This window comes from Xanthobacter sp. ZOL 2024, assembly GCF_052932325.1.
The window spans coordinates 3,929,597-3,946,342 of sequence record NZ_CM128808.1; the positions used below are offsets into that span (position 1 = coordinate 3,929,597).

At 68.5% G+C, this 16,746-nt stretch carries 15 protein-coding genes; 4 read left to right on the forward strand and 11 right to left on the reverse strand.

Annotated features, from left to right (window positions below; genetic code table 11):
• The first annotated feature begins 93 nt into the window (after positions 1-93).
• The 3 genes from ACU4E7_RS18030 to ACU4E7_RS18040 all read left to right on the forward strand — a co-directional run bounded on the left by ACU4E7_RS18030 (position 94) and on the right by ACU4E7_RS18040 (position 3,237).
• Positions 94-1,881: an extracellular solute-binding protein gene (locus ACU4E7_RS18030; RefSeq protein WP_447021663.1), complete on the forward strand. Its 1,788-nt coding sequence runs from the start codon at positions 94-96 to the stop codon at positions 1,879-1,881.
• Positions 1,882-1,952: 71 nt separating this feature from the next.
• Positions 1,953-2,807 (forward strand): SH3 domain-containing protein, encoded by an 855-nt coding sequence (locus ACU4E7_RS18035; RefSeq protein ID WP_447019698.1) that lies wholly within the window; start codon positions 1,953-1,955, stop codon positions 2,805-2,807.
• A 76-nt stretch (positions 2,808-2,883) separates the two neighbouring features.
• A complete protein-coding gene (locus tag ACU4E7_RS18040; RefSeq protein WP_238122613.1) occupies positions 2,884-3,237 on the forward strand; it encodes a hypothetical protein in 354 nt (117 codons plus the stop codon).
• A gap of 191 nt (positions 3,238-3,428) precedes the next feature.
• Here the strand turns inward: ACU4E7_RS18040 and mfd are convergent, their stop codons facing one another.
• The 11 genes from mfd to ACU4E7_RS18095 all read right to left on the reverse strand — a co-directional run bounded on the left by mfd (position 3,429) and on the right by ACU4E7_RS18095 (position 15,641).
• The gene (gene mfd, locus ACU4E7_RS18045) at positions 3,429-6,938 is read right to left on the reverse strand and encodes a transcription-repair coupling factor (RefSeq protein ID WP_447019699.1); all 3,510 of its coding nucleotides are present in this window, start codon (positions 6,936-6,938) and stop codon (positions 3,429-3,431) included.
• Positions 6,939-6,984: 46 nt separating this feature from the next.
• Positions 6,985-7,281, reverse strand: a complete 297-nt coding sequence (locus tag ACU4E7_RS18050) for an FAD assembly factor SdhE (RefSeq protein ID WP_238122611.1) — start codon at positions 7,279-7,281, stop codon at positions 6,985-6,987.
• A gap of 123 nt (positions 7,282-7,404) precedes the next feature.
• Positions 7,405-8,172, reverse strand: coding sequence for a 5'/3'-nucleotidase SurE (gene surE / locus ACU4E7_RS18055; RefSeq protein ID WP_447019700.1), 768 nt, complete (start codon positions 8,170-8,172; stop codon positions 7,405-7,407).
• Between the two features lie 48 nt (positions 8,173-8,220).
• Positions 8,221-9,690 carry a serine--tRNA ligase gene (gene serS, locus ACU4E7_RS18060; RefSeq protein WP_447019701.1) on the reverse strand — a complete coding sequence of 490 codons (1,470 nt, stop codon included), beginning with the start codon at positions 9,688-9,690 and terminating at the stop codon, positions 8,221-8,223.
• A gap of 130 nt (positions 9,691-9,820) precedes the next feature.
• Positions 9,821-10,627 (reverse strand): twin-arginine translocase subunit TatC, encoded by an 807-nt coding sequence (tatC, locus tag ACU4E7_RS18065; protein WP_238122608.1) that lies wholly within the window; start codon positions 10,625-10,627, stop codon positions 9,821-9,823.
• The gene (tatB, locus tag ACU4E7_RS18070) at positions 10,624-11,253 is read right to left on the reverse strand and encodes a Sec-independent protein translocase protein TatB (RefSeq protein WP_447019702.1); all 630 of its coding nucleotides are present in this window, start codon (positions 11,251-11,253) and stop codon (positions 10,624-10,626) included. The genes tatC and tatB overlap by 4 nt, the downstream gene beginning before the upstream one ends.
• Before the next feature lie 63 nt (positions 11,254-11,316).
• Positions 11,317-11,547 (reverse strand): twin-arginine translocase TatA/TatE family subunit, encoded by a 231-nt coding sequence (locus ACU4E7_RS18075; RefSeq protein WP_238122606.1) that lies wholly within the window; start codon positions 11,545-11,547, stop codon positions 11,317-11,319.
• A gap of 192 nt (positions 11,548-11,739) precedes the next feature.
• Positions 11,740-12,459 carry an SMC-Scp complex subunit ScpB gene (gene scpB / locus ACU4E7_RS18080; protein WP_238122605.1) on the reverse strand — a complete coding sequence of 240 codons (720 nt, stop codon included), beginning with the start codon at positions 12,457-12,459 and terminating at the stop codon, positions 11,740-11,742.
• Positions 12,456-13,331: a segregation and condensation protein A gene (locus tag ACU4E7_RS18085; RefSeq protein WP_447019703.1), complete on the reverse strand. Its 876-nt coding sequence runs from the start codon at positions 13,329-13,331 to the stop codon at positions 12,456-12,458. The genes scpB and ACU4E7_RS18085 overlap by 4 nt, the downstream gene beginning before the upstream one ends.
• 2 nt (positions 13,332-13,333) lie before the next feature.
• The gene (gene nagZ, locus ACU4E7_RS18090) at positions 13,334-14,347 is read right to left on the reverse strand and encodes a beta-N-acetylhexosaminidase (RefSeq protein ID WP_447019704.1); all 1,014 of its coding nucleotides are present in this window, start codon (positions 14,345-14,347) and stop codon (positions 13,334-13,336) included.
• A 121-nt stretch (positions 14,348-14,468) separates the two neighbouring features.
• Positions 14,469-15,641 carry a peptidoglycan DD-metalloendopeptidase family protein gene (locus ACU4E7_RS18095; protein ID WP_447019705.1) on the reverse strand — a complete coding sequence of 391 codons (1,173 nt, stop codon included), beginning with the start codon at positions 15,639-15,641 and terminating at the stop codon, positions 14,469-14,471.
• 231 nt (positions 15,642-15,872) lie between these two features.
• Here ACU4E7_RS18095 and cobS point away from each other — a divergent pair, with 231 nt between their 5' ends.
• Complete coding sequence (gene cobS, locus ACU4E7_RS18100; RefSeq protein WP_238122601.1) at positions 15,873-16,688, forward strand: adenosylcobinamide-GDP ribazoletransferase; 816 nt, start codon at positions 15,873-15,875, stop codon at positions 16,686-16,688.
• Positions 16,689-16,746: the final 58 nt, after the last annotated feature.

A 16,746-nucleotide genomic window follows, 5' to 3' on the forward strand; every position in this document is an offset into this window, starting at 1 on the left:
AATACACGACCGCACTCCCAGAGAACAAGGCGCATCGACGCAGAATAGAGGAATGAAGGGGTGAGATTGCAGAAAATCCTGGCGGCCCGCTCGATGGCTTTGCTGACGGTGCTGTTCTGCCTCGGGTCTGCCCTCGCCGGCGAGAATCAGAGCACGGTGGAACCTGGCGCAGCGCTGGCGATGCGGGGCAGCCCGGACCTGCCGGCGGATTTCACCGCTCTGCCCTATGCGAATCCCGATGCGCCCAAGGGCGGGCGGCTGACCCTTTCGCTACTCGGCACATTCGACAGTCTCAATCCGTTCATCGTCAAGGGCAGCGCGCCGGGCATTCTCCGCAATGCGGTGGTCGAGCCGCTGATGGCGCGGTCGTTCGATGAGCCCTTCACCCTCTATCCGTTGCTCGCCCGCTCCGTGGCCACCGATGCCCAGCGGAGTTACGTTGAATTCAACCTTGATCCGCGCGCGCGCTTCGCCGACGGCACGCCGGTCACCGCCGAGGACGTCCTGTTTTCGTTTCATCTCCTGCGGGAGAAGGGGCGGCCCAATCACCGCCTGTATTACGGCAAGGTGGCGAAGGCGAAGCAATTGGGGCCCCTGCGGGTGCGGTTCACCTTTGCCGACGCCGATGCGGAACTGCCGCTGATCATGGGGCTCATGCCGATCCTGTCCCATAAGGCTGTCGACCCGGCGCATTTCGAGGAGGGGGGCCTGACGCCGCTCATGGGGTCCGGTCCCTACCGGATCGGCGAGGTGGATGCGGGCGCCGGCCTCACCCTGGTGCGCAATCCGGACTATTGGGGGCGCGATCTGCCGGCCAATCGCGGGCTCCACAATTTCGACGAGCTGAAATTCATCTATTTCCGCGATGCCAACAGCGAGTTCGAGGCGTTCCGCAAGGGGCTGGTGGATGCCCGCTTCGAGAGCGACCCCGGCCGCTGGGAGACCGGCTACGACTTTCCTGCCGTACGCGCCGGCGAGGTGGTCAAGGAGGTGATTCCCACGGGCACGCCGAAGCCCTATTCGGCTTTGGTGTTCAACACCCGACGACCGGTGTTCGCCGACATCCGGGTGCGCCGCGCGCTGATCGAGCTGTTCGATTTCGAATGGTTAGATCGCAGCTTCTACCACGGCCTCTACCAGCGCACCGGCAGCGTGTTCCAGGGGTCCGAGCTGTCGGCGCTGGGTCGGCCTGCCTCGGCCCGGGAGCGGGCGCTGCTGGCACCGTTTCCCGATGCCGTGGTGCCGGATGTGCTGGAAGGCACCTATCGCCCGCCGCAGTCGGACGGCTCGGGTCGCGACCGGGACCGGCTGCGCAGCGCGCTGGGGTTGCTGGCAGAGGCGGGCTGGCAATTGCGCAAGGGGGTGCTCACCAATGCGGAGGGGGCCGGGTTCTCCTTCGAGCTCATGGTGGCGACGCGCGACCAAGAGCGGCTGGCGCTCGCCTATGCCGCCCAGCTCAAACGGGCCGGCATCACCGCCCGCGTGCGGTTCGTGGATGCGGTGCAGTTCGACGCCCGCCGCAACGCCTATGATTTCGACATGGTGCCCTTCGTCTGGTCCCAATCCCTGTCACCGGGCAACGAGCAGGCCTTCTATTTCGGCGCCGCCGCCGCCGATACGCCCGGCACCCGCAACTATATGGGGGCCAAGAGCCCGGCCATGGATGCCGCCATCGCCGCCTTGCTCGCCGCCCCGGATGAAGAGGATTACATCGCGGCCGCACGGGTGCTCGACCGGGTGCTGATCTCCGGCGCCTATGGGGTTCCGCTGTTCCACACCCCCGGTCAGTGGCTCGCCCGCTGGACCCGCATCGCCCACCCTGCCCGCCCCTCCCTTTATGGCACCTTGCCGGAGACCTGGTGGCGGGCGCCTGGGCAGTAGCGGGGTGCGGGGCCAATAAAGGCCGCATTCCTCGGGCTCACTGCGGGCTGCCCCGAAGACCGTGTCGTGCCATGATGGGTGCGGAAGCTTTGCAGAGTCTGCCCGCTGTTTCAGGTCGTGGGCGGCGCGTCCGAGACGATGAAGAAGCGATGATCCACTCTTCCCATTCGGCGCCGGTGGAGGCCACCTCCGCCCGACAGGCGCGCCCGGCGATCCGCCCACGGGTGGGCATGGGCACCCGCGGCACCAGCCCGATGCGCAAGCGGGCCCGGCTCGACAGAGGGGTGTTGATCCGCTCGGTGTCGATCTCGGCGGGCGTTGTGGTGGCGGTGTTCGCCTTGCTCGCGCTGTTTCATTGGCTTGATCCCCAGCGGGTGGAGATGGCCGCCCGGGAACAGGCCCGGGAGGCCGCGGCCCGCGAAATGAACGCAAGCGTGCCGGCGGCGCCGGCATCCGCCGTGGCTCCATCCGCGATCGCCTTACCGGTCACACCCGCTTCTGGTCCGGCCGGTGCGGCAGCCCCCCATGCGATCACGGTCGCCGCCGCACCGGCGGACAGCGATGCCGCCCCGGCCGTGGCACCGGCGCCCTCCGCCGAAGATCGCTCCCGCCCCGCGTTCGTGGAACCCGAACCAGCCAGCGCCGAATCGGTGGCCGCGCCTTCGGCGCCCGTGCCTGTCGCCCGTCCGGCGCTGGCCCGCGCGGCGCCGGAGCCGGCGCGGGATCCGGATGAAACCGCCTCCATCGCGCGTCAGGGGCGCATTGCCTCCGATGTCACATTGCGCAAAGGCCCCCGCCGGGGTGCGGACGCCATCGGAACCCTCGAGGCCGGGACAAAGGTGGATATCTTCTCCTGCACTTCCTGGTGTGAGGTGGCCGCAGACGGCAAGCGGGGGTATGTCTATCGGCGGGCGGTAGATCGGTAATCGGTGAGTCCTGATGGCCGAATCCAACACCCCGAGGCCACGGCCTCGCTGGGGCTGAACAGGAAAGGGATCTGATATGAAGACGAAACTTGCTGCGAGCGCTGCGCTCCTGGCCCTGGCCCTTGCCTCCGGTTCCGTGTCTGCACAGGGCATCGTGAAGGGCGCCGAGCACGGCGCCAATAAGGGCGCTGCGGCTGGTGACAAGGCGGCCGGTCCCGTGGGTGGCGCCGTGGGCGGCACCGTGGGTGCGGTTGGCGGCGGTGTTGCCGGTGGCGTGGTCGGCGGCGTCAAGGGCGCCGGCGAAGGCGCCAGCCAGGGTGCCAAGGCGGGCGAGAAGGCCGCGGGTCCCGTCGGCGCGGCCGTGGGGGGCACCATGGGCGCCGTGGGCGGCACCGTTGAAGGCGTGCTGGGCATCCCCCAGAAGAAGTGACGGCAGGGGCGGCTCAAGACCCAAGGTCCCGGACCTCTTCCCACGGACCTCTGGACGAGCCCGCGGGGGCTTGCGCGAACCTCATCGGCTCCGGTCGACGGCCTGCCGATGGAACAAGGCCCCTGCCCTTTCGATCCCGAGGCCCGCAAGGTCCTCGGGATTTTTTATGGAGCCCTTCAGAGCCCCTTTTTTCAGAGCCCCTTTTTCTGGGCCAAAGCGGCGAGTTTCTTCAGCACCGCCAGCGTGCCCTTCAGCCGGGCTTCCGCCTTCGGCCAGTCGTGCAGGAACACCACCTTGAAGTCCGGCCGCACCTTCGCGGCGCTGCCTTCCTGGGCGATGAACTTCACCAGCCCCGCGGGATCGGCGAACTCATTGCCGCGGAAGCCCAGCACAACGCCCTTGGGCCCGGCATCCACCTTCTCCACATTGGCGGCACGGGCCAGGGCCTTGATCTTGGCCAGCTGCAGCAGATGCCCCACCTCGTCCGGCGCGGTGCCGAAGCGGTCGGTGAGCTCGGCGCCGAAAGCGTCGATCTCCTGATCTTCCTGCAAATCCGCCAGCCGGCGGTAGAGGGCCAACCGCACATGGAGGTCGGCCACGTAATCCTCGGGGATCAGCACCGGCATGCCGATGGTGATGTTGGGCGACCACTTGTCGTCCACATAATCGGTGATGCCGGCCTTGATGTGGGCGATCGCCTCCTGGAGCATCTCCTGGTAGAGCTCGTAGCCCACTTCCTTGATATGGCCCGACTGCTCGTCGCCCAACAGATTGCCGGCGCCGCGGATGTCCAGATCGTGGCTCGCCAGCTGGAAGCCGGCCCCCAGCGTTTCCAGCGACTGCAGCACCTTGAGCCGGCGTTCCGCCTGATGGGTGATGGCCTGGGCGGCGGGCGTGGTGAAGATGGCGTAGGCCCGCGCCTTGGCCCGGCCCACCCGGCCGCGCAGCTGATAGAGCTGGGCGAGGCCGAACATGTCCGCCCGGTGCACGATCAGCGTGTTGGCATTGGGCACGTCGAGGCCGGATTCCACGATGGTGGTGGACAGCAGCACATCATATTGGCCGTCATAGAAGGCGGTCATGATGTCTTCCAGGGCGCCGGCGGCCATCTGGCCATGGGCCACCGCCACCTTCACCTCGGGCACCTGGGTCGCCAGGAACTCCTGCACCTCTCCCAGATTTTCGATGCGCGGCACCACATAGAAGCTCTGGCCGCCGCGATAGCGCTCGCGCAGCAGCGCCTCGCGCACGATCAGAGGATCGAACGGCGTCACGAAGGTGCGCACCGCCAGGCGGTCCACCGGCGGTGTCGCGATGATGGAGAGCTCGCGCACCCCGGTCATGGCCAGCTGCAGCGTGCGCGGAATGGGCGTCGCCGACAACGTGAGCACATGTACCTCGGCGCGAAGCTGCTTCAGGCGCTCCTTGTGAGCGACGCCGAAATGCTGCTCCTCGTCGACGATGACGAGGCCGAGGTCCTTGAAATGGATGGCCTTGCCCAACAGGGCATGGGTGCCCACCACGATGTCGATGGTGCCGTCGGCCAGCCCCTTCTTCACCTCGGTGAGGGCCTTGCCGGTGACCATGCGCGAGGCTTGGGCGATGTTCACCGGCAGGCCTTTGAAGCGCTCGGCGAAGGTCTTGAAATGCTGGCGGGCCAAGAGGGTGGTCGGCACCACCACGGCCACCTGCTTGCCGGCGAGGGCCGCCGCGAAGGCGCCGCGCAGGGCCACCTCGGTCTTGCCGAAGCCCACGTCGCCGCACACCAGCCGATCCATGGGATGGCCGGAGGCGAGATCTTCCAGCACCGACACGATGGCGGCTTCCTGGTCGTCCGTCTCCTCATAGGGGAAGCGGGCGCGGAACTCGTCATAAAGGCCGGCGGCGGGCACCAGCTTGGGCGCCTCGCCGAGCTGGCGCTGGGCGGCGATCTTGATGAGGGCGGAGGCCATCTCGCGGATGCGCTTCTTCATCCGCGCCTTGCGGGCCTGCCAGGCGCCGCCGCCCAGCTTGTCCAGCTGGGCCTCGGTCTCCTCCGAGCCATAGCGGCTCAGCAGCTCCAGATTTTCCACCGGCAGGAACAGCTTGTCGCCGCCCGCATAATGGATTTCGAGGCAGTCATGGGGCTCGCCCATGGCCTCGATGGTCTTCAGCCCCACGAAGCGGCCGATGCCGTGATCCACGTGCACTACCAGATCGCCGGCGGTGAGCGCGGTCAGCTCGGAAATGACATCCTGCGGCCGGCGCGCCTTGCGCTTGGGCCGCACCAGACGGTCGCCAAGGATGTCCTGTTCGCCAATCAGCGCGAAATCCGGCGTCTCGAACCCGCTCTCGACCCCATAGATGGCAAGCGCCGGCTGGGTCTTGGGCAGAGCTGCGAGGCTGGCGAAGCGGGAAATGGCGGCGGCACCGGTGAGCCCATGGTCCGCCAGCACCGTGCCGAGCCGCTCGCGGGAGCCTTCCGACCAGCCGGCGAGAATGACCTTCTTGCTCTTCTGCAGCTCGCGCACATGGGCCACGGCGGCGTCGAAGACATTGCCTTCCGGATCGGCCCGCTCGGCGGCGAAGGAGCGGCCCTGCACACCGCCCACATCGATCATCTCGCCCTTGGTGCCCTCCGGCACCGCGAACGGGCTCATCTGGGCGATGCGCGCGGCGCCAAGGCGCGCCGTCCACTCCGCGCCGGTGAGATAAAGCCGGTTGGGCGGCAGCGGATTATAGATGGGGCCGCCGGCGGGGTGCTCCAGCGCCTCCTTGCGGGCGGCATAATAATCGCCGATCTGCGCCACCCGTTCCCCAGCGGCCTCTTCGGCCAAAGGATCGAGCACGATGGGGCTCTGGGCGACATAGTCGAACAGCGTGTCCATCTGCTCGTGGAACAAAGGCAGCCAATGTTCCATGCCCGCATGGCGCCGGCCTTCGCTCACCGCTTCATAGAGCGTGTCACCCTTCTGCGCGGCACCGAACGCGGCCACATAGGCCATGCGGAAGCGCTTCATGGTGGCGGTGGTGAGCTGGAATTCCGCCATGGGCACCAGGTCCAGCGCGCGCAATTGGCCGGTGGTGCGCTGGGTCTCGGGATCGAATGCGCGGATGCTCTCCAACGTGTCGCCGAAGAAATCGAGGCGGATGGGGGCATCGAGACCCGGCGGATAAAGGTCGATGAGGCCGCCCCGCACCGCATATTCGCCGGTGTCGCGCACCGTCGGGGTGCGCAGGAAGCCGTTCTGCTCAGCCCATTCCACCACGCCGTCGAGGGCGATGGCATTGCCCGGCGCGGCGGACAGCGACTGCGCCGCCACCAGCGCCTTGGCCGGCACCCGCTGCACCGTGGCATTGACCGTGGTGAGCAGCACGCTGGCGCTGCCGCCCTTCACCCGGGCGAGACGGGCGAGCGTCGCCATGCGGCGGGCGACGATGGCGGCATTGGGCGAGGCGCGATCGTAGGGCAGGCAATCCCAGGAGGGGAAGCTGTAGACGTCCAGCTCGGGGGCGAAGAAGGCGAGGCCCCGTTCCAGCGCCGCCATGCGCTGCCCATCCCGGCAGATGACGGTGACGGACGGCCAGGGCGCATCTTTTTCCGCCGAGACCGACCGGGCGAGATCGGCCACCACCAGCCCTTCCATACCCTCCGCGACACGGGACAGCAGCAGCGGACGGCCTTGCACCAGGGCCTCGGCCAGGGGACGGGGACGCTTCACAACACAACTCCGGGCAGACAGGACGGGAAGGAGGCGGCGGAAAAGCCTATTCCGGCAGGCCCCGCCCCTCGTCATGGAACGCCTTCATGCGGCGGAACAAGGGGGTGTCGTATGCCGCAGGCAGCGGGTTGGTTTCCGAGATCCAGGAGAAGATGTCGTGATCCTGGGCGTCGATGAGCAGCTCGAAATCATCCAGCTCGGGATCGGACAGGTTGCCGATCTCGGCATCGGCGAACTTGCCCATGATGAGGTCCATCTCGCGGATGCCGCGGTGCCAGGCGCGGTAGAGCAGCCGGCGGCGGCGGGGGTCGAGATCGGCGCTGGAACGCTGGCTGCCCGACATGAGATGACCTTTCCGGTGAAACGGCGCAAACGGCGCAGCCGCAAAGGCGCCGCCGTTCCTGACGGGGCTGCTTATAGAAGCATTGGACCGGGCTTGACTAGCGCCTGCGGGCCCTGGCCGGCCTCACTTGGCTTCAAACAACAGGGCGAGACGGGTCATCCACGGCTCGTCCGTCATGTCGAGCCGCAGCGGGGTCACGGAGATGCGCCCTTCATCCAGCGCCCGCAGGTCGGAGCCCGGGGCGGTGTCGAAGATGCGGCGCTCGAAGGCGATCCAGTAATACGGATGGTTGCGCCCGTCGCGCCGGGCATCGATGCGCATCAGCCGCTGGTCGCGCTTGCCCTGGAAGGTGGCGGCGATGCCGGTGATCTCGTCCGGCGCGCGATCGGGAAAGTTGATGTTCATCACGATGCCCGCCGGAATGCCCTCGTCGAGCAGGGCGCGGATGACCTTGGGCCCATGGGCTTCCGCGGTGGCATAGGTGGGATTGTCGCGGCTCTTGATGCCAAACGCCTGGGACAGAGCGATGGAGGGGATACCCAGAATGGTGCCCTCGATCGCCCCCGCCACGGTGCCGGAATAGCTCACATCCTCGGCGATGTTCTGGCCGCGATTGACGCCCGAAAGCACCAGATCCGGGGGCTGGTCGCCCATCAGGTGCCGCACCGCCATGATCACGCAATCGGTGGGCGTGCCCTTCACGGCAAAGCGCTTTTCCTCGATCTGCCGCAGCCGCAGCGGGTCGGACAGGGAGAGGGAATGGGCGACGCCCGACTGGTCGAACTCCGGCGCCACCACCCACACGTCATCGGAAAAGGCCTGGGCGATGCGCGCACAGGCCTCGATGCCGGGAGCGTGGATGCCGTCGTCGTTGGTCACCAGAATACGCATCTGCGTCCTTCCCCATGTTCATCACCGTGCCGGCGCGTCGCCGCGCCCTCAGCTCAGCTTCTCGATCACCTTCAGCCCGCCCATATAGGGCGCCAGGGCGTCGGGCACCGCCACGGCGCCGTTCTCCTGCTGGTAGGTCTCCAGCACCGCCACCAGGGCCCGGCCGACCGCCACGCCCGAGCCGTTGAGCGTGTGCAGGAAGCGCGGCGCCCCCTTGCCGTCCTTGGCATCCGCCGGGCGGAAGCGGGCGTTCATGCGGCGGGCCTGGAAATCGCCGCACACCGAGCAGGAGGAGATTTCGCGGAACGCCGCCTGCCCCGGCAGCCACACCTCGATGTCGTAGGTCTTCTGCGAGGCGAAGCCCATGTCGCCGGTGCACAGCGTCACCACGCGATAATGCAGATCCAGCTTCTTCAGCACCGCCTCGGCGCAGGCGAGCATGCGCTCATGCTCTTCCGCCGACTTCTCCGGCGCGGTGATGGAGACCAGCTCCACCTTGTTGAACTGGTGCTGGCGGATCATGCCGCGGGTGTCGCGCCCGGCGGCACCGGCCTCGGCGCGGAAGCAATTGGTGAGCGCGGTCAGGCGCAGCGGCAGCTCGTCCTCGGACAGGATGGCCTCCCGCACCAGGTTGGTCAGCGGCACCTCGGCGGTGGGCACCAGCCACAGCCGGTTGGTGAGCTCCAGCGACTTGATATGGGCCGCGAGGCTCACCTGATCGAGCGCGGCGGCGACATCCGCCCCGCCGGCGATGAGGGCGCTCACTTCCCGCGATGCGTTGACCTGCGCCTCGGTCACCGCCGCCTCGAACTCGGCCGCGCGAAAGGTGAAGAACTGATCGTCGGCGAATTTCGGCAGCTGGGCGGTGCCATACATGGTCTCGTCCCGCACCAGCACCGGCGGGTTCACTTCCATGTAGCCGTGCTCGCCCGTGTGGGTGTCGAGGAACAATTGGCCAAGCGCCCGCTCCAGCCGCGCCATCGGCCCCTTGTTCACCACGAAGCGTGCGCCGGAGAGCTTGGCCGCGGTCTCGAAATCCATCTGGCCGAGGCCTTCACCGATCTCGAAATGCTGCTTGGGGGTGAAGGCATAGGAGCGGGGCGCTCCGAACCGGCTGCGCTCCACATTCTCGTGCTCGTCCTTGCCATCGGGGACGTCGGCCAGGGGCACGTTGGGAATGGCGGCGAGCTCGTCGTTGAGCGCCTGCTCCACCGCCTTCACCTCGGCTTCCAGCGCCGGGACGTCTTCCTTGATCCTGGCCACTTCCGCCATCAGCGCCTGGGCCTTGGCCTCGTCCTTCTGGGCCTTGGCCTGGCCAATCTCCTTGGAGGCGGCGTTGCGGCGGGCGAGAAGTCCCTCCAGCCGGGTGAGGCCTGCGCGGCGCTGCTCATCGAGGCCGATCAGCTTCTTCACCAGAATGTCAGCGGCCAGCTGCGTGTCGGGCGCATTGCCGCCACGCCGCGAAAGGGCGGTGACGAGGCCCTCCGGCTGTTCCCGGATCCATTTGATATCGTGCATGGCAAGGCTCCGCCGCGTGCATCGGCGCCCGGCGCCGCCCCAGCACCTTCAGCCCGGGGGCTTGCCCGAGGCCGAGGGCACGGCGGCCCGCCGCGCGCCACAAATCGTTGCTGATGGGACGCCGTCCGCCTCAGTCGGCGGTCGATTCGGCCGCGTCGCGGGCCGCCTCTTCCGCCGCCCGCCGCTTTTCGACGAGCCCCACCAGATAGACGGACACCTCGTAGAGAAGGAGGGTCGGCAGGGCAAGGGAGAGCTGGCTGACCACGTCCGGCGGTGTCAGAACCGCCGCCAGAATGAAGACCCCCACGATGGCATATCGGCGGGACTTCTTAAGCATCTCCTGGGTGACGATGCCGATGCGCGCCAGCAGGGTGAGCACCACCGGCAGCTGGAAGCAGATGCCGAATGCCAGGATCAGCGTGGTGATGAGGGAAAGATATTCCGACACCCGCGGCAGCAGCGAAATCTCCGCCTGCCCGTCACCGCCCGCCTGCTGCATGTTCAGGAAGTAGGTCATGGCCAGCGGCATGGCGACGAAATAGACGAACGCCGCGCCGATGAGGAAGCAGATGGGGGTGGCGATGAGATAGGGGCGGAAGGCCGCCTTCTCATGCTTGTAGAGCCCCGGCGCCACGAACATGTAGACCTGCGCCGCCACCACCGGGAATGACAGGAAGGCGGCGCCGAACATGCCGAGCTTGATCTGGGTGAACAAAAATTCCTGCGGCGCCGTGTAGATGAGCTTGATGCCCGGCGCGAAGCCGGAGGCGAACTCATAGGGCCACAGAAGGATGTTGTAGATCTGCTTCGCCAGGGTGAAGCAGAGGAAGAAGGCCACCAGAAACGCCACCACCGATTTGATGAGGCGAGACCTGAGTTCAATCAGGTGGTCCATGAGCGGCGCCTTCGAGGCGTCGATATTGTCCTCGTCGCTCATTGCGGGCTCGTCGGGGCGGCAGGGCTCTGCGGGGAAGCGGGCGACACCGGCGGCTCGGCGAGCGGGAACACCGGCGGGGGCAGCGGGTCGTTGGGGGGCGGAGGCAGCATCTCGTCCAGGGTGGGCAGTGGCGCCGGGGCAACGTCCTGCGCGATCAGCGCCTCAGGAGCCGCGCCCGCCGGGCGGGTCGCGGCGCTGACGGTGGCGCGGATTTCATCGCGCACGGCGCTCAGCGGGTCCGGCGCACTGGCGGCAGGGCCGGCGAGCGGCGCCGCCGGGATCTCGGGCTCCGCCTTCGTCCCGCCGTCCGCCTTCGCGCCGCCTTCCACCGTCGCGCGGATTTCGTCGCGGATGGTGCGCAGCGGATCGAAGGTGCTGGTGGCGCCGATGGAGTTCAGCGTGGAACGGGCACTGTCCGTCACATCGCTGATCTCCTTGCGCATGTCGGCGATGTCCGCCTCGCGCAAGGCGTCCTGGAACTGCCCCTGAAACTCGCCGGCCATCCGGCGCAGCTTCGTCACCGTGCGGCCGACGGTGCGCAGCACCGAGGGCAGCTCCTTCGGGCCGATGACGATCAGCGCCACAATGCCGATCAGCATCAGCTCGGACCAGCCGATATCGAACATGAGCGCCTCAAGCCCACGGCCGTGCCGTGGCCCTCCTTCAACGCATCAGGGAGAAGTGCGGCCTCAGACGGCCTTCTTCTCGCCCTCGGTGGCGCTGGTGGTCTGGTTGGGGAGCGGACGCGGCGCCTCGGACGCAGCCGGCTTGGCCGGCTCGTCATCGTCCGCCATGCCCTTCTTGAAGGACTTGATGCCCTTCGCCACGTCGCCCATCAGGTCGGAGATCTTGCCCCGACCGAACAACAGGAGCACCACGGCCAGCACCACGATCCAGTGCCAGATGCTCAACGAACCCATTCCGGTCATCCTCCGAGAGGTGATTCTCGCCCAAGGCCGGAGCGCTCGGGTCTGGTGAAATTGGACAGTATGCCCCGCGCGCGGCGAAAACAAGGACTCCCCCGGCATCCACAGGCGACTTGCATGCAATTGATGTTGCGATGCACCAAGTGCCGGCGCGCGGGGGACATTTGGGCCGTGCCGCCGGGGGGCTCACTCCGTTTCCGCGGGGTCGTCGGAGGGGGGGGGCGACAATGTGAAGTCGAGTGGATCGGCCTCCAGCGCCTCTTCATCGGCCTGCAGCTCGGGATCGTCGGTGGGCAGGGGAATGGTGAAGCCGGCAGGGATGCGCCCATCCAGCAGCCCGGCACCCTTGAGCTCGTCCATTCCCGGTAGGTCGCCCACGGAATCGAGGCCGAAATGCACCAGGAAGGCCGGCGTGGTGCCGTAGGTCACCGGCCGGCCAGGGGCGCGCCGCCGCCCGCGCAGGCGGATCCAGCCGGTTTCCAACAGCACGTCCAGAGTGCCCTTTGAGGTGGAGACGCCGCGGATCTCCTCAATCTCCGCGCGGGTCACCGGCTGGTGATAGGCGATGATGGCCAGCACCTCGACGGCCGCCCGAGACAGCTTGCGCTGCTCGGGCGCCAAATCGGCCAGCGCCGGGGCGAGATCGGGAGCGGTGCGCAGCATCCAGCCGCCGGCGACCCGCGCCACATTCACCCCGCGACGGGCATAATCCTGGGTCAGAGCCTCCATCAGGGCGTCGAGATCCGCGCCCGCGGACAGGTGCGGGCGGAAGGCACGGGCCTCCAGCGGCTGGGACGCGGTGAATAGCAGAGCTTCGATCACCCGCAGATCCCGCGCGAAGGCGACCGCCCGCTCGTCATCGGGACGCACATCGAAAAGGTCGATCCGCGGCGCGGGCCGTGTCATGTGTCCTCGCTCCGTGGCGGCCCTGCCCCCTCGGCCGCCGCGCCCTCCTCCGGCGCATCTCCCACAGCGGCCGCTACAGCCGCCCCCCGGGCGCGCAGCCAGAGCGGCGCGAACGGCGCTTCCTGGCGAATATCCACCAGCCCCTCGCGCACCATCTCCAGGGTGGCGGAAAAGCTGGAGGCCAGCGCCGTGGCCCGCTGGTCCGGCTCGGTGAGATACTCTAGCAGGAATTGGTCGAGCCGCATCCAGTCCGCGGTCAGATCCCGCCCCAGCAGCCGTTCCAGCCGCTCGCGCGCGTCGGCCAGTGACCAGACAGCACGCATCTTGAGAGTGACCGTCGACAGGGCCTGGGTCTGGCGTTGAAGGGCGTAGGCGGACAGCAGATCATAGAGGCTCGCCACATAGACCACCGGCCGCGGGCTGCGTTCCGTGGCTTCCGGGCGGGCCCGCGCGAACAGCTCCCGCCCCATCTGCGGGCGCGCCATGAGCTGTTCCGAGGCCCTGCGGATGCGCTCCAGGTGACGCAGGCGCCGGGTGAAGGCGGCGGCCAGCTCCTCAGCGCTGGGGCCCTCCTCCTGCGGTGGCGCGGGCAATAACAGGCGGGATTTGAGATAGGCGAGCCACGCCGCCATCACCAGATAATCGGCCGCCAGCTCCAGGCGCCCGCGACGCGCCTGCTCGATGAAGCTGAGATACTGATCAGCCAGCTCGAGGATTGAGATGCGGGTGAGATCGACCTTCTGGGTACGCGCCAGGGCCAATAAAAGGTCGAGCGGCCCCTCGAAGCCGTCGAGGTCGACGACGAAGGCGCCCTCGCCACCGCCTGCGGAAAGGTCCGCCGGGTCTGCGAAGGCGCTGTCGTCGTCCACCATGCTCACGCTCCGGCGTCGAGCAGCCGGCGCACCTCCGCGCGCAGGCCTGCGGGATCCACCGGCACCGTCCCTTCACGCAGCGCCAGGGCGCGCGCGGCACGGTCGGCCGCAAGGCCTTCAAGGGCCGGCGCTGCCTCAGCCACCGGTTCCATCTCCTCCATCTTGCCGTTGCAGTGGAGCAGAAGATCGCAGCCGGCGGCGATGGCGGCACGGCTCCGGCTACCCAGATCACCCGCCAGCGCGCCCATGGACAGGTCATCGCTCATCAACAGCCCATCGAATCCGATGAAGCTGCGGATCACCTCACCGATCATCACCGCGGAGGTGGTGGCCGGCCGCTCGGGGTCGATGGCCGCATAGACCACATGGGCAGTCATCGCCAGCGGCAGGTCGCGCAACCGGCGGAACGCTTCGAAATCCGCCGCCTCAAGCACGGCGCGATCGGCTGTGACCACGGGCAGGCGCTCGTGGCTGTCGGCGGGCGCGCGGCCATGCCCGGGGATATGTTTCAGCACCGGCAGCACGCCGCAATCCAGCAGCCCGGCCGCCGCTTCGCGGGCCAGGGCGGCCACCGCCTCCGGCGTCGTGCCATAGGCGCGATTGCCGATGATGCCGTGGCCGTCGGGATGCCGCAGATCCGCTACGGGCAGGCAATCCACATCAATGCCGAGATCCATGAGATCGCCGGCGATGGCCTGGGAATTGAGCCGCACCGCGGTCAGCGCCGCCTGAGGATCGCGCAGATAGAGGGTCCCGAACGCTTCGGCCGGCGGATCGTCGTGCCAATGAGGCGGGCGCAGCCGCTGCACCCGGCCGCCTTCCTGGTCGATCAAAACCGGGGCCTGCCACCCCACGGCGGCACGCAGCTCCTCCACCAGGCCACACACCTGATCGGGCGTCTCCACATTGCGCGCGAAGAGAATGAAACCCCATGGCGCGGAGGCGGCGAAGAATGCGCGCTCCTCTGCCGTGAGCCGAAGGCCGGAACAGCCGGCAATGAAAGCCCGTGACCTCATGACCTGCCCCTATAGGCGCCGCTCGCCCACCGTCAAGGTGAACCGCACGCACGCGCCACGCAGGCGCGCATAAAAAAGGCCGGGACGAGCCCGGCCTCAGGTGGTTCTGTTGCGGACCAGGTCAGAGCCCGGCCACGTATCGGGAGGGATCGACCGCGGTCGAGCCCTTCCGGATCTCGAAGTGGAGCTGCGGGCTCTGCACATTGCCGCTCTGGCCCGCCTTGGCGATGATCTGGCCACGGCGCACCGTATCGCCGCGCTTCACATCCAGCTCGCTGGCATGGGCATAGGCGGTGACATAGCCATCGGCGTGCTTGATCAGCACCAGATTGCCATACCCCTTCAGCTCGTTCCCGGCATAGGCAACGACGCCATCCTCGGCGGCGCGCACGGCGGTGCCCGACGGCACGGCGAAATTGACACCATCATTGTGGGCGCCACCGGGCTTGGGACCGAAGGAAGCGATCACGCGCCCGCGCACCGGGGCGCGGAACTGCGGGCCGCTTCCGGCGGCGCGGGGCGCATCCTCGGGCTCGACGGCGCTCACCTTGGCGGCGGTCTCGACCTTCGGCTGCACGGCGGCGGTCTTGGTGGGCGCCGGCGCGGCGAGCGGCTGTGCGGCCACGGTGGAGGTCGAAGGAGCAGGCGCCGGAGCACGAGTCACCACCGGAGTCGGGGCGGGCCGCACGCTCGGTGCCGGGGGCGCGACGGGGCTCGCCTGCGCCACCACCGGGCGGGCCGGAGCGGCCGCGCGGGGCATGGGCGCCGGGGCGGGAGCCGCCGGGACCGCCTGCGCCAGATTGCCGGGCGCCGGCGGCGGAATGACGAGGGTCTGGCCGGTTCGCACCGTCATGCCGGGCGCGATGTTGTTCGCGGTGCCGAGGGCGGCCGGAGAGACCTGATAGTGGCGCGCCACCGAATTGAGCGTCTCGCCGGGCTGAACCACATGGGAGGCCCCGGCTGCTACGCGGGCTGCCGGCACGGCGGCGCCATAGGCAGGCTGGCCATAGGCAGATGTGCCATAGAGCGGCTGGCCGGCGGCGGGGGAGGCATAAGACGTGGCGGTGGCGCCGGGGGCCGCCGCATAGGGCGGCGCCAGGGGCTGGGTATCCACCCGTCCGGTGGGCACGGCGCCGAGAGAGCCGGTCACTTCCGGCGCTGGCGGCTGGGGGCCCGAGGCATCGGCGAAGCGCGCCACGTCGGCACTGCAACCGGCCACCGCGCCGGACACCAGCCCGATCACGGCCAGTCGCGCGAAGACTTTACGCCCGTTGGTCTCGCTGGAATTACGCATTTCACCGTACTCACACGCAACAGAACTTCGGCCATTAGAAGCCGCAGGCGTAAACGTGCGCTTAAGTCACCTCCCCTGCCCGTGACCGCTCCACGTTTTCCCCAGGATGTTGCAAAGTTGTCACATCTGGCCGCTGTCACGGCGCGCCCCTTGACCCGGGCGGCAAATCAGTTTCCCAAATCCCTGCGCCCGCGAAGCAGGGCCAGCGGAGCGGGAGCGACAGGCATCGAGATGGCGCGCAATCCAATCATCGGCGACCTGGCGGGGCACCTGGCGGCGGATCTGGCGATGGCCCTTCGGTTCTATTCCCGCCTGCCCCTGCCAGCGCGGGAGGCCGGCGACCACGATGCCCCTGCCCTGGACCGCATCGCCTATGCCATTCCCCTGGCGGGCCTCGTCATCGGCCTCATTGGCGGCGGTGTGCTGCTGCTCGCGCGCGCCCTGCAGTTCCCCACCCTGCTGTCGGCGGCCCTGGCGGTGGCGGTGATGGTGCTCATCACCGGCGCGGTTCACGAGGACGGGCTCGCCGATACGGCGGATGGCCTGGGGGGCGGGCGGGACCGGACGCAGCGCCTCGCCATCATGCGGGATAGCCGGGTGGGCACGTTCGGCGCGGTGGCGCTGGTGCTCAGCCTTCTGCTGCGGGTGGCGGCGCTGGACGCCCTGTTGACGACCACCAATCCGCTCCGCACGGCGTTCGCCCTGGCCGCCGCCGCCGCGGCCTCCCGTGCCGCCGGCATTCTGCTGCTGCGCGCCCTTCCCCCCGCGCGAGCCGATGGGGCATCCGCCGCGTTCGGCCAGCCCAGCCCGGCGGCGACCATGGCCTGCGCGTTGACGGCGGCCCTCATCGTCGCCTGTCTTGTGGTGCCGAGCTTCGGGGTCGGCGCCATGTTCGCCGGCCTGCTGGCGCCGCTGCTGGCGCTCGCCATCATCGCCCGGCTTGGCGTGCGGCTCATCGGCGGGCAGACCGGCGACCTGGCGGGGGCCACCCAGCAGCTCGCCGAGATTGTGTTCCTGCTGGCCCTGCTTATCTTCAGTCGCGGCTGAAGCTCGTCTCGCGAACCGATTCCATGACGTTCCCCACCGCGCCCCGCTTCGCTTCCGA